General features: G+C 73.3%; 11 protein-coding genes. 8 read left to right on the forward strand and 3 right to left on the reverse strand.

The genetic code is table 11. The features are described from left to right. Positions 1-64: 64 nt before the first annotated feature. Positions 65-1,273 carry a PP2C family protein-serine/threonine phosphatase gene (locus tag GTY67_RS01275; RefSeq protein WP_161277481.1) on the reverse strand — a complete coding sequence of 403 codons (1,209 nt, stop codon included), beginning with the start codon at positions 1,271-1,273 and terminating at the stop codon, positions 65-67. Between the two features lie 188 nt (positions 1,274-1,461). After that, complete coding sequence (locus tag GTY67_RS01280; protein ID WP_161277482.1) at positions 1,462-2,250, reverse strand: GNAT family N-acetyltransferase; 789 nt, start codon at positions 2,248-2,250, stop codon at positions 1,462-1,464. A gap of 625 nt (positions 2,251-2,875) precedes the next feature. Between GTY67_RS01280 and GTY67_RS01285 the strand changes: the two genes are divergently transcribed. The 8 genes from GTY67_RS01285 (at position 2,876) to GTY67_RS01320 (ending at position 11,326) form a co-directional block, all read left to right on the forward strand. Next, complete coding sequence (locus GTY67_RS01285) at positions 2,876-3,751, forward strand: RNA polymerase sigma factor SigF (RefSeq protein WP_161277483.1); 876 nt, start codon at positions 2,876-2,878, stop codon at positions 3,749-3,751. 105 nt (positions 3,752-3,856) lie between these two features. After that, the gene (locus GTY67_RS01290; protein WP_161277484.1) at positions 3,857-4,717 is read left to right on the forward strand and encodes a TetR/AcrR family transcriptional regulator; all 861 of its coding nucleotides are present in this window, start codon (positions 3,857-3,859) and stop codon (positions 4,715-4,717) included. Between the two features lie 132 nt (positions 4,718-4,849). Further along, on the forward strand, positions 4,850-5,743 hold the full coding sequence (locus tag GTY67_RS01295) for a 3-keto-5-aminohexanoate cleavage protein (protein WP_176727619.1): 894 nt from the start codon (positions 4,850-4,852) through the stop codon (positions 5,741-5,743). Positions 5,744-5,784: 41 nt separating this feature from the next. Further along, positions 5,785-6,777 carry a 3-hydroxyacyl-CoA dehydrogenase NAD-binding domain-containing protein gene (locus GTY67_RS01300; RefSeq protein WP_161277485.1) on the forward strand — a complete coding sequence of 331 codons (993 nt, stop codon included), beginning with the start codon at positions 5,785-5,787 and terminating at the stop codon, positions 6,775-6,777. After that, positions 6,774-7,289, forward strand: a complete 516-nt coding sequence (locus tag GTY67_RS01305; protein WP_161277486.1) for a thioesterase family protein — start codon at positions 6,774-6,776, stop codon at positions 7,287-7,289. The genes GTY67_RS01300 and GTY67_RS01305 overlap by 4 nt, the downstream gene beginning before the upstream one ends. A 223-nt stretch (positions 7,290-7,512) precedes the next feature. Further along, a complete protein-coding gene (locus GTY67_RS01310) occupies positions 7,513-8,874 on the forward strand; it encodes a bifunctional o-acetylhomoserine/o-acetylserine sulfhydrylase (protein ID WP_161277487.1) in 1,362 nt (453 codons plus the stop codon). Next, entirely contained in the window at positions 8,871-10,070 is a 1,200-nt protein-coding gene (locus GTY67_RS01315; protein WP_161279921.1) for a homoserine O-acetyltransferase, read from the forward strand. The genes GTY67_RS01310 and GTY67_RS01315 overlap by 4 nt, the downstream gene beginning before the upstream one ends. Further along, complete coding sequence (locus GTY67_RS01320) at positions 10,067-11,326, forward strand: sulfite oxidase (protein WP_161277488.1); 1,260 nt, start codon at positions 10,067-10,069, stop codon at positions 11,324-11,326. The genes GTY67_RS01315 and GTY67_RS01320 overlap by 4 nt, the downstream gene beginning before the upstream one ends. Here GTY67_RS01320 and GTY67_RS01325 read toward each other — a convergent pair. Further along, complete coding sequence (locus GTY67_RS01325; RefSeq protein ID WP_161277489.1) at positions 11,319-12,086, reverse strand: adenosylcobinamide amidohydrolase; 768 nt, start codon at positions 12,084-12,086, stop codon at positions 11,319-11,321. The genes GTY67_RS01320 and GTY67_RS01325 overlap by 8 nt on opposite strands. Positions 12,087-12,295: the final 209 nt, after the last annotated feature.

The following is a 12,295-nucleotide window of genomic DNA, read 5'->3' on the forward strand; positions in this document are numbered from 1 at the left end:
CCTGAAAATGTCCCCACGCGACATTCGTCTCATGGGGACATTCACTGCGATGCGTACGGGCCGCTCAGTCGCTCACCGCTCCCGCGACCGGACGGACGTCCTCCGCGGCGGCCGTCATCGGCGGCGGTTCCGCGTCGCCCGGCGCCCGGCACAGGGCGAGCGCGGCCACGTCGTCGCGCCGGATGCCGCCGGTGAACTTCTCCAGGTCGAGGTGGAGCGCGTCCAGCAGCTCGCGCGGATCGTGCCCGGTCCAGCCGTCCAGCCGCTCGTCCAGCGGGTAGAAGGCGCGGGCCGCGTCGCGAGCCTCGGTCACCCCGTCGGTGACGACCAGGAGGGTGGCGCCGGGCGGGAGGGCGAACGACTCCTCCGCGCGGGTCTCCCTGCTGAGGCCGGCCAGGCCCAGGGGGACGTAGGTGCGCTCCAGCGGTACGGCCGAGGCGCGGTCCTCATGGAGCAGCCTCGGCGGCAGATGGCCGCAGTTCACCACCTGTACGCCGCCCTCGTCGTCGAACCCGAGGACCAGCGCGGTCACGAAGCGTTCGGCCTCGCCGGTCTGGGCGGAGAACGCGTTGTGCCGGACGACGGCGGCCTCCAGGGCCTCCACCACCCCGGTCAGCGTCCGCTCCCGGACCGCCGCCTCGCGGAACGCGGCGATCGCGGCGAACCCGGCCCCTATGGCGGCGAGCCCCTTGCCCTGGACGTCCCCGATGATCACACGGGTCCCGTACCACGATTCGACGACCTCGTAGATGTCACCGCCGACGAAGCGGTCCTCCTCGATCGGCTCGTAGAGGCCGTACGCGAAGACCTGGCCGGTGACGACGGGCAGCGGGCGCAGGATCTGCCGTTGCAGGGCGACGGCGGCGGAGCGGAGCCGGTCCATCTCGGTGGCGTGGCGTATGCGGGCCGCACAGGCGGCGACGCCGAGGGCGCAGACCAGCACGGTGAAGCCGATGCCGAAGACGAAGTCCCAGAAGGTGCCGTCCCTGCCGAGCCCGGAGCCGACGACGACCGCCGTGATCCAGACCGCCACCCAGACGGTCTGCCGGAGGGTGCAGAAGACTGAGGCCAGGGCCGGGCCGACCACGAGGAGGGGGATGACCCGAAGGTCCTCGCCCGTGGCCACGTCGACGAGGACGACCAGCGCGCTCAGCAGCAGCACCAGTCCGGCCAGCGGCCAGTTCCCGATCCGGCCCGTGGCCGCCGCGCCCGTGTCCGTACCGGGCTGGACCGCCGTCCGGTCCCGTTCCCTGCGCCCTATCCCCAGGGACACGCGCTCTCCTCCCGCTCACTCCTCGGTGCCGCCCGAGGTTCGGGCAGTCCCTTCCAGTTGACCGGCATCCGGGCCCTGGCGCAGGGGGGCATAGGGCCCGGAGGCGGTGCCGAAGGTCCCGGTCGGGACGTTCGGCCCGGGACCTTCGGCCCCTGGCGCGAGGGCCGGAGGTCCCGCCCGCGGCCTGGTCACCGCCGCGCGGACCGGCGGGTTCCGTCGGCCGGCGGGAGCGCCACCGGGGCCAGGCCGGCGAGGAACTCCGGGTGGGCGCGGAGCTGGAAGCCGAGCGATTCGTAGAGCCGGATCGCCACCGTGTTGGCGGCGGAGGTGTGCAGGAACGGGGTCTCGCCGCGCTCCCGGATCCCGTACGCGACCGCCCGGACCAGGCGGCTCGCCAGCCCCTGCCCCCGTACGGACTCGTCGGTGCAGACCCCGCTGATCTCGGTCCAGCCCGGCGGGTGCAGCCGCTCCCCCGCCATCGCCACCAGCGCGCCGCCCCGGCGGATGCCCAGGTAGGTGCCGAGTTCCACGGTGCGCGGCAGGAAGGGGCCGGGGCGGGTGCGCGCCACCAGGTCCAGCATCTCCGGCACGTCCGCCGGGCCGAGCCGTACGGCCTCCGGGTCGGGCTCGGGGGCCACCGACACATCGACGAGCTGGACGCCCGCGACCCGGTGGACGATCTCCCAGCCCTTCGGCGGCTCCTCCCGCAGGGTGTTCAGGCTGATGGTTCCGCCCGGACCGGCGAGCGCCGCGAGATCGGCCCAGTCCCGCGCGTCCGGGACCTCGGGGTGGGCGGTCCAGGGGGTGATGTCGACGGGGTAGCGCAGGATCCGGCCGCGGCGCTCGGCGAAGTGGGCGTGCGGGCCCGTGAGCGAGGAGAGGGCCGGGTTGTCCAGCGGGTGGGGTGCGACGGGGTCGGCGGCGGGGCGTGCGGGGGGCGCGGCCGGCTGACGTGTCGCGGGTCCGAGGGTGCTCATGGGCGCACCTCGGCGATCGGATCGGGCCGTTCGGCCGCATCCCGTGCCGCCCTTCCGCGGCGCTCTTCGTACGCGTACGGCTTGCGCATCTTCTCCCTCGTTCCGGTCCATCGCGCGGTTGCTCCCGGCGGGCACCCCGGTGCCCTGGCGCCGCGCGCCCGCCACCCGCGAAAAGCCGATGCGCGCAGGGCGTATTCCGTGCCGGGGAACTGTTCACGATGCCGCAATCAACGGGCGCGACCGACCGGCTCCACGGCCCGGACGGAGAGGTTCCGGAGCACGGGGCAAACCGGCGTGCGCCCGCCCGGAGGAGCGGCGAATTCGACTCATCCGTCGGCCAATACGCGCCGGTCCGGTCCCAACTGCCTTCCAGCTGTGGCACTCTGGTGGCGACCGCCCCACCGGGCTCCCCCGTACCGGTGGGGCGGTTCTGTGCGCCCCCTGTGGCCCGGCCCGCCCCCTGACGGGGTTTCAGGGCCGAACTCCGCCTGTTTCCGGCTCTTTCCAGCTGTTTCCGGCCGATGCACGACGGTCGGCCGGATCTCGTCCTTTCCGTACGCATGCGGGCCGGACGGCCGGGCAGGCGAGTAGACCTGATGGCCTACGACCAGGGGAGCGTGACGAGATGACGGCGCACACCGCGCGGACCACCGGTACGGAGCAGGCGACGGGCAGCACGGAGGACCTTCCCTGGATCGAGGACGCCGGCAAGATCGCCCCGATGGACGCGCGGCGGCTGTCGCGGCTCTTCTTCGACCGCCTCCAGGTTCTGGAGGAGGGCACGCACGAGTACCAGTACGCGCGCAACACGCTCATCGAGATGAACCTGTCGCTGGTCCGGTTCGCCGCCAACCGCTTCCGCAACCGGGGCAGCGGCGACATGGAGGACATCGTCCAGGTCGGCACGATCGGGCTGATCAAGGCGATCGACCGCTTCGACCTGTCCCGCGAGGTCGAGTTCACCTCGTTCGCCGTCCCCTACATCGTCGGGGAGATCAAGCGGTTCTTCCGGGACACCAGCTGGGCCGTGCACGTGCCCCGGCGCCTCCAGGAGCTGCGCGTCGACCTCGCCAAGGCGAAGGAGTCGCTGGCGGGCGACCTCGACCGGGACCCCACGGTGCAGGAGCTGGCCGAGCACCTGGGGATGGACGAGGCGGAGATCACCGAGGGGATAGTCGCCTCCAACGGCTACACGGCGGGCTCGCTGGACATGCCCACCGACTCCTCGGAGTCCGGTCCCCAGAACAGCGCCGGGCGGACTTTCGCCGATGTCCTGGGCGGGCCGGATCCCGCCATGGAGACCGTGGAGAACCTGCACGCCCTCGCACCGCTGCTGGGCGAACTGGACGAGCGGGAGCGCCGGATCATCGACATGCGCTTCGGCCAGGAGCTGACGCAGGCACAGATCGGTGCCGAGCTCGGGATCTCCCAGATGCATGTCTCGCGGCTGCTGAGCCGGATGCTGGACAAGCTGCGCAGCGGGATGCTCACCCAGGAGTGACAGGACCTGACTTTCTCATCAGTCAGGTTCTCAATGCGCTTGTTGCAGGGCAACTTCTCTCACCTGTGTTGAGATTTGCTCAACACATCGTTACGGTTGCCGACCATGCAGCAGTACGAGGTGGCCGCGCGGGTCCGTCAGGTGATCGACGCGGCGGGAGTCAGCGCACGCGAGTTCGCCCGGCGGATCGTCATCGATCCGTCGAAGCTGTCCCGTTCCCTGAACGGCTCCCGTCGTTTCACCGCCGCGGAGCTGGCCCGGATCGCCGACATCGGCGGCGTGGACGCCGGCTGGCTGCTGGGCTCGGCCGCCGAGAACTCACCGCCGGGCGCCCCGGCACCCCCGCTCCCTCCCGCGCCTGCGCCCGAGGGCGGCAGACCCCTCCAGATCGTGCGGGAGACCGTCCGTCTCATCGCCGAGCGCGGGTTCCACGCCGTCCGGGTCTCGGACATCGCCACGGCCTGCCGTACGAGCACCGCCGCGATCCATTACCACTTTCCCGGCCGCGACGAACTGCTCGAAGCGGCGGTGCGCTGGTGCATGGACGAGGACACCCGTCGCCGGGCGGCGGCCACCGCCGGAACCGAGCACGCGGGTGACGAGCTGCGCCTCCTGCTCGAACTCCAGACGCCCCGCACCGAGCAGCAGCGCCGCCAGTGGTGCGTCTGGCTGGACCTCTGGGCCGAGGCGGCCCGTTCCACCACCGTCGGGCAGCTCCACCGCGAGTATTACCGCCAGTGGCGGGCGACCGTGTCCGAGGTGATCCGGCGCGGGATCGACCAGGGCGTCTTCCGTCCTGTCGACCCGGAGAGCGCGGCCCTCACCCTCACCGCGCTGATCGACGGACTGGCCTCCCAGGTCCTGGCCACCGCACCCGGGAGACCCGGCACGGGCACCGGCGCCCAGGCCATGCACGACGCCCTGATCGCCCACGTCGACACCTGCCTGACCGCACCGACTGCCTGACCGTGCGCCGGGCGGCCCGCCGACCGGCGCGGAGGCCGTACCTCTGCGCCGTACCCCATACGCCGTTACGTCAGCGCTGCTGCAAGGCCCATCGCGTACCCCACTCCCCCCACCCCGAGGAGACACCCCCGCATGCCCGTGAACCAGGACGTCATCATCACCTGCGCCCTCACCGGAGCCGGTGACACCGTCGGCAGAAGTCCCCATGTCCCCGTGACACCCGAGCAGATCGCCGCATCCGCCGTGGAGGCCGCCGGGGCCGGGGCCGCCGTGGTGCACATCCACGTCCGCGACCCGGAGACCGGGGCGCCCTCCCGCGACCCGCGCCTCTACCGCGAGGTCGTGGAGCGGATCCGGGAGACGGGCACCGATGTCGTCATCAATCTGACCGCCGGGATGGGCGGGGACCTGGTGATCGACCCGGAGGCCCCGCTCGAGCAGCTGCCGGGAACCGATCTGGTCGGCGGTCTGGAGCGGCTGCCGCACGTGGAGGACCTGCTGCCCGACATCTGCACCCTGGACTGCGGTTCGCTGAACTTCGGCGACGGCAGCAACCTCTATGTCTCGACCCCCGACATGCTGCGCACCGGCGCGAAGCGCATCCAGGAGCTGGGGGTCCGGCCCGAGCTGGAGATCTTCGACACCGGCCAGCTGTGGTTCGCCAAGCAGCTCCTCGCCGAGGGGCTGCTGGACGACCCGACGGTCTTCCAGCTCTGCATGGGCATCCCGTGGGGCGCGCCCGCCGATCCCGGCGTGCTCCAGTCGATGGTCAACATGCTGCCCCCGGGAGCCCGTTGGGCGAGCTTCGCGCTCGGCCGGATGCAGATGCCCTGGGTCGCGCAGTCGATCCTGCTCGGCGGGCACGTCCGGGTGGGCCTGGAGGACAACCTCTATCTGGGCAAGGGCGTCAAGGCCACCAACGGCCAGCTGGTGGAGCGCGCCGTACAGATCACCGAGGCCCTGGGCTCCCGGGTCGCCTCCCCCGACGAGGCGCGGCAGCAGCTCGGCCTCCGGCCGCGCACATGACCGCCCGCCTCCCCCTTCCCGACGTTCCCGGAGCCCCTCCCATGCCTTCTCCCCCTGCTCTTCCCCCCGCTCCCTGCGCCCCGGAGGACGTAGGCCGTGTCACGTGCGTCGGGGCCGGAGTGATCGGCGGCGGGTGGGCCGCCCACTTCCTCGCCCGCGGCTACGACGTCACGGCCTGGGACCCGGCGCCCGACGCCGAGGTCCGGCTGCGCCGGCTGGTCGCTGCGGCCTGGCCCGCGCTCGAACAGCTCGGTCTCGCCGAAGGAGCCTCGCAGGACCGGCTGACCGTGGCCGGGAGCCTCGAAGAGGCGGTGGCCGGGGCCGAGTTCGTCCAGGAGAGCGCACCGGAGAAGCTGGAGCTGAAGCGCGATCTGCTGGCCCGGCTGGACGCGGCCACGCCCGCCGGTACGGTGGTCGCGTCCTCGACCTCCGGCTATCCGATGACCGACATGCAGCCGGCGACCGCAGGTTCCGCACGGCTCGTGGTCGGCCACCCCTTCAACCCGCCCTATCTGATCCCGCTGGTGGAGGTCGTCGGTGGTGAACTCACCGCGCCCGCGGCGGTGGAGTGGGCGTCACGGTTCTACGAGGTGGCGGGCAAGTCCGTCATCACCATGGACCGCGAGGTGCCCGGCTTCATCGCCAACCGGCTCCAGGAGGCCCTGTGGCGCGAGGCCCTGCACATGGTGGCCAACGGCGAGGCGACCGTAGCGGAGATAGACGCGTCGATCACCGAGGGCCCCGGGCTGCGGTGGGCGGTGATGGGGCCGATGCTGACGTTCGCGCTGGCGGGCGGCGAGGGCGGCATGGCGCACATGCTGGACCACTTCGGCCCGTCGCTGAAGTCGCCCTGGACCCGGCTGGAAGCACCCGAACTGGACCGCGCGCTGTACGAGGCGGTGGTGGCGGGCTGCGACGAGGCGGCGGAGGGCCGGACCATCGCGGATCTGGTCGCCGAGCGCGACCGGGGCGTCATCGAGGTGCTGCGGGCGACCGGCCGGCTGCCGGGCGCTGCCGGGGAGGCCATGCGATGAGCGAGAACACCAACGCCTCGGACGACACCGGCCTCCCCCTCTTCCGCAGGACCGTACGGCCCGAGTGGATCGACTACAACGGCCATATGAGCGAGGCGTTCTACGTCCTGGTCTTCGGGTACGCCACCGACTCGATGATGATCGAGACCGGTCTGCACGCCGGCTACCGCGAATCCACCGGCTGCTCGCTCTACACCGTCGAATCGCACCTCCGCTATCTCCGTGACGTGTCCGTCGACGCCCATCTCGTCGTCTGTACCCGCCTGTTGGGCGCGGACGCGAAGAAGCTGCGCTTCGCCCACGAGATGTACGTGGTCGGCGCGCCCGACGATGTACCGGATCCGGCGGCCGAACCGATCGCGACCAGCGAGCTGTTGGCCCTGCACGTGGACCAGCGGGCGGGCCGCACGACGCCGTTCCCGGACGCGGTGCGGCAGCGGCTGGACGAGCTGACGGAGGAGGCGCCCGCCTGGGCGGGGCGCTCCATCGTGGAGGTTCCCGCGCCCCGCTGAACCCCGGCGGCGCGCAAGACGTACAAGAGGCGAGAGGCCGGTCCGGACCCCGGGGCCGGCCTCTGCGTTGCCGCCGTATTGCAGGTTCGTGGCCAAGGGGGCGACACGCTTCCGGGCCGGTCCGGCACGTCCTACGGTCCGTAATCAGCCCGTCGCCACCCCGGGCTTCCGCCGACCGGCGGACGTACGCCGTACGGCGACCGAACCACGTGCGAGGAACCATATGAGCCAGCCCCTCGACTCCGTCACCGCAGGCCACACCCCCGAGGACGCGGACCGCCAGGAACCCGGCGCCTCCTGGTCGTTCGAGACCAAGCAGATCCACTCCGGGGCGGCCCCGGACCCGACGACGGGTGCCCGCGCGGTGCCGATCTACCAGACGTCGTCGTTCGTCTTCCGCGACACCCAGCACGCCGCCGACGTGTTCTCGCTGGCCGAGCCCGGCAACATCTACACCCGCATCCACAACCCCACGCAGGACGTCTTCGAGCAGCGCATCGCCGCGCTGGAGGGCGGGGTCGCCGCCGTGGCGCTCGCCTCCGGGCAGGCGGCCGAGACCCTCGCCCTGCTGACGCTGGCCGGGTCGGGCGACCACATCGTCTCCTCGCCCTCGCTCTACGGCGGCACCTACAACCTCTTCCGCCACACGCTGCCCCGGTTCGGCATCGAGGTGACGTTCGTGGAGGACCCCGAGGACTTGGAGGCCTGGCAGGCGGCCGTCCGGCCCAACACGAAGGCGTTCTTCGCCGAGACGCTCGGCAACCCGCGCGGCGACGTGCTGGACATCCGGGCGGTGGCCGACACCGCGCACGCCGCCGGGGTCCCGCTGATCGTGGACAACACCGTGCCGACGCCCTTCCTGCTGCGGCCCATCGAGCACGGCGCGGACATCGTCATCCACTCCGCGACCAAGTTCCTCGGCGGCCACGGCACCACCATCGGCGGGGTCGTCGTGGACGGCGGCACCTTCGACTTCGGCGCCCACGCCGAGCGCTTCCCCGAGTTCCACGAGCCCGACCCGAGCTACCACGGGCTGCGCTACTGGCCGGACCTGGGCCCGAGCGCCTTCGCCATCAAGCTCCGCGTCCAGCTGCTGCGCGACCTGGGCCCGGCGCTCTCCCCGCACTCGGCGTTCCTGCTGCTCCAGGGGGTCGAGACGCTGAGCCTGCGGCTGGAGCGGCACACCTCCAATGCGCTGGAGCTGGCCCGCTGGCTGGAGCAGCGGGACGAGGTGGAGACCGTGCACTACGCGGGTCTGCCGTCCAGCCGCTGGTACGAGGCGGGGCAGCGCTATCTGCCCCGGGGCGCGGGGGCGGTGCTGGCCTTCGAGCTGAAGGGCGGGGCCGAGGCGGGCAAGCAGTTCGTGGACGCGGTCGAACTCTTCAGCCACCTCGCCAACATCGGTGACGTACGGAGCCTGATCATCCACCCGGCCTCCACCACGCACAGCCAGCTGACCGAGGAGCAGCTCGTCGCCACCGGTGCCACGCCGGGCCTGGTGCGGCTCTCGGTCGGCCTGGAGAACGTGGACGACCTCAAGGCCGACCTGGAGGCCGGGTTCCGGGCCGCGAAGGCGGCGTCCTGAACCGTGGCGCCGCGCCCGCCGCACTTCCCCTCCCGCCGGCCTCCGGCGGCCGGCGGGAGGGGGACCCGCCCGGTCGTCGCCGCTGGGTGACGATCGAGGACCCGCTGCCCCTGGAGTCCGGCGTCCGGCTACCGGGGGTCCGCCTGGCGTACGAGACCTGGGGGCAGCGGGCGGCGGACGGCTCCAACGCCGTGCTGGTCCTGCACGCGCTGACGGGCGACAGCCATGTGGCCGGACCTGCGGGTCCCGGCCACCCCACCCCCGGCTGGTGGGACGCGCTGGTGGGACCGGGCCGGGCGCTGGACACCGACCGGTGGTTCGTCGTCGCCCCGAACGTGCTGGGCGGCTGCCAGGGCAGTACGGGCCCCTCTTCCCCGGGGCCCGACGGCACGCCCTGGGGGTCCCGGTTCCCGTATCTGACGGTACGGGACCAGGTGGCGGCCGAGGCGGCGCTGGCCGACGCGCTGGGCATCGGCCGGTGGGCGGCTGTGGTCGGCGGGTCCATGGGCGGGATGCGGGCCCTGGAGTGGGCGGTGAGCAGGCCGGAGCGCACGGGTTCGCTGCTGGTGCTCGCCGCTCCGGCCGCCGCCTCCGCCGAGCAGATCGCCTGGGGCTCGGTGCAGATCGGTGCCATCCGCTCCGACCCTGGGTGGCGGGGCGGCGACTACCACGGCGCGCCGCCCGGCGGCGGTCCGCACCGGGGCCTGGGCCAGGCGCGCCGCATCGCCCACATCACGTACCGCAGCGAGCCTGAGCTCGGCTCCCGGTTCGGCGGCGCGCCGCAGCCGGGCGAGGAGCCGGGGCGCGGCGGGCGCTACCAGGTGGAGTCCTATCTCGACCACCACGCGGACAAGTTGGTGCGCCGCTTCGACGCGGGCAGCTATGTGGCGCTCACCGAGGCGATGAACGGGCACGACGTCGGCCGGGGCCGGGGCGGCATCGCCCGTGCGCTGCGCCGGGCGGACCTGCCCGCGCTGGTCGTGGGCGTCGACTCGGACCGGCTCTATCCGCCGTCCCAGCAGGAGGAGTTGGCGGCACTGCTGCCGGGCGCCGACGGCCTGCGGATCGTCAACTCACCGTACGGACATGACGGTTTCCTCATCGAGACCGGCCAGGTGGGCGCGTTCGTACGGGAGTTGCTCCCGCCGGCGCCCACCCCCCTCCCCTCCCCCGCCCTCAGCAAGGAGCTTCCATGAGCCCGCTCCCCCCGCCGTCCGAGGACGCCTACGACCGGATACGGCTGCGGCAGTGGTCCGCCGGGGCGGCGCGCTCCGCCGGGATCGACCGCCGCGATCTGCTGAAGCTCGTCGCGGCCGCCTCGGCGGCCGTACCGCTGGCCTCGGTCGCCGCCCCCGCCCGGGCGGCCGACGGACTGCCCGGTGTGGTCAAGCCGCTGCCCCCGGAGCTGTTCACGCTGCGCGGCACCAACGCGGAGACGAACTTCGCCGCGCTCAAGGGCACCGGGCCGCTCACCCCCGCCGACCGGTTCTTCGTCCGCAACCACACCGCCACCCCGCACATCGACCGGGACACCTGGAAGCTGACGGTCTGGGGCGACGGGCTCAAGGGCGGTCCGGTGGAGTTCGGTCACGCGGATCTCCTGCGGCTGCCCTCGGTGAGCCGCACCGGGTTCGTGGAGTGCGCGGGCAACGGGCGCAGCTTCTTCGCCTCGCAGCAGGGGCAGGCGGTCAGCGGTACGGCGTGGACGCTCGGGGCGATCGGGGCGGCCCGGTGGCGCGGAGTGCGGCTGGGCGATGTGCTGCGCCGGGCCGGGATCGGGCGCCACGCGGTGGACGTGCTGCCGCGCGGGCTGGACGCGGAGGTCGTCACGGACGGGGTGAACCTGGGGCGGGTGCGCCGGCCGCTGCCGGTGGCGAAGGCGCTGGACGACGTCCTGCTCGCGTACGAGATGAACGGCGAGCCGCTGCCGCCGGACCACGGATATCCGGTCCGGGTGATCGCGCCGTCGTGGGTGGGCATCGCCAACCTCAAGTGGGTCGGGGACATCGAGGTGAGCGCCGGGCCGCTGCTCACCCCGTGGAACACCGGCCTCTACCGGCTGTTCGGCCCCGGGTACCCGCCGGAGGGCAGCGCCCCGCTGACCCGGCAGACCCTGAAGAGCGCCTTCGAGCTGGTGCAGGGCGCCTCGTTCCCCGCCCACCGCCGTACGGTGCTGACCGGCCGTTCCTGGTCGGGCGGGGCGCCGGTGCGGTCGGTGGAGGTCAGCACCGACGGCGGGCGGCACTGGCGGCGGGCCCGGCTGCACGACGCGCCCCGGGCCGGGAGCTGGGTGCGGTGGTCGGTGGACTGGGTGCCGACGGTCAAGGGCGCGACGGAGCTGCTGGCCCGGGCCATGGACCGGTCGGGGCGTACGCAGCCGAAGACGACGGCGCACAACACGCAGGGGTATCTCTTCGACGCGGTGGTGCGGCACCCGGTGACCGTCAGCTGAGACGGGCTCCCGCCAGTACGGCGGTGTGCACGGCCCGGGCGATGCGTGCGCCCCAGGGGGAGCGGGGTCCGGCGAAGGGTTCGCCGCCGTCGGGCCCCGGTTCGGGGGCGGCGACGCACACGGCGTCCGTGGGGGTGCCCGAGCAGTCGAGTCCGGCGTCCAGGAGGGCCTGCACCTTGGCCTCGGTGGCGGTGGCGACGGCGTTGACCAGGGCGGCGTCGGAGAGTGCGGCGGGGAGCGTGACGACGATGTTGACCGTCCCCGGCCGGTGCGGGGCGCGGACGGCGGGGCCGGGGGCGGCCGTTCGGCGCGCGGACGCGTCAGGAGCGGCCGCCCAGCCCCGCACGCCGAGGCCCGTCGTGACGGTCGCGGTGACTCCGCCGTCGTGGCCGGTCGTGTACGCGGCGACGTCGGCGGCGGTCATCAGCCCGGCGCCCGGGCCGGTGAGCCCCTCGGCGGCGGCGATCTCGGCGAGGTGGCGGTCCGGGTCGAGGCGCGGGTACCCGCCGGGGACCTGGGCGTTGAGGATCCAGGCGCGGGGGCCGATGCCGCCGCCGAGCACCGCGCTGCTGCACACCTGCACGCCGGGGCCCAGCCGCCACACGAGGTGGTGGAGGTGGTGGCCGTCCTCGTGCCGGTCGCGGAGTTCGCCGCGCCGGGCGGGCAGGTGGACGCGTACGGAATCGATGGCGCACCCCTGGTGGCTCGGCGGGACCGGCGGTGGCCCGTCCTCCCGGGGCTGCCGTGCTCCGGCGATCATATGCGGCCCCCACCCCCGCTCACCCGATTGGCCTAACTGGTCCGGGGGCCGCCGAGAGCGCTCGTACGGGGCCAGCAGGGACCGTCGGGCCTCCAGGGCCCCGTCGGACGGGTGGCCGGGCGGTTGCAGCGTCCAACCGGGTGGGGCGCGATGGAAGCCGGACGTGCCTACATCTGGTGGAGCCACCCACAGGGCGCGCCCAGCGAGGA

Source organism: Streptomyces sp. SID8374, assembly GCF_009865135.1.
In the GTDB taxonomy this organism is placed as follows: domain Bacteria; phylum Actinomycetota; class Actinomycetes; order Streptomycetales; family Streptomycetaceae; genus Streptomyces.

Excerpts from the sequence above, each read along its gene's own strand:
- GTY67_RS01300 (WP_161277485.1), top strand. The coding sequence starts at position 5,785 with ATGCCTTCTCCCCCTGCTCTTCCCCCCGCTCCCTGCGCCCCGGAGGAC.
- GTY67_RS01280 (WP_161277482.1), bottom strand. The coding sequence starts at position 2,250 with ATGAGCACCCTCGGACCCGCGACACGTCAGCCGGCCGCGCCCCCCGCA.
- GTY67_RS01310 (WP_161277487.1), top strand. The coding sequence starts at position 7,513 with ATGAGCCAGCCCCTCGACTCCGTCACCGCAGGCCACACCCCCGAGGAC.
- GTY67_RS01295 (WP_176727619.1), top strand. The coding sequence starts at position 4,850 with ATGCCCGTGAACCAGGACGTCATCATCACCTGCGCCCTCACCGGAGCC.
- GTY67_RS01305 (WP_161277486.1), top strand. The coding sequence starts at position 6,774 with ATGAGCGAGAACACCAACGCCTCGGACGACACCGGCCTCCCCCTCTTC.
- GTY67_RS01290 (WP_161277484.1), top strand. The coding sequence starts at position 3,857 with ATGCAGCAGTACGAGGTGGCCGCGCGGGTCCGTCAGGTGATCGACGCG.
- GTY67_RS01320 (WP_161277488.1), top strand. The coding sequence starts at position 10,067 with ATGAGCCCGCTCCCCCCGCCGTCCGAGGACGCCTACGACCGGATACGG.
- GTY67_RS01325 (WP_161277489.1), bottom strand. The coding sequence starts at position 12,086 with ATGATCGCCGGAGCACGGCAGCCCCGGGAGGACGGGCCACCGCCGGTC.
- GTY67_RS01285 (WP_161277483.1), top strand. The coding sequence starts at position 2,876 with ATGACGGCGCACACCGCGCGGACCACCGGTACGGAGCAGGCGACGGGC.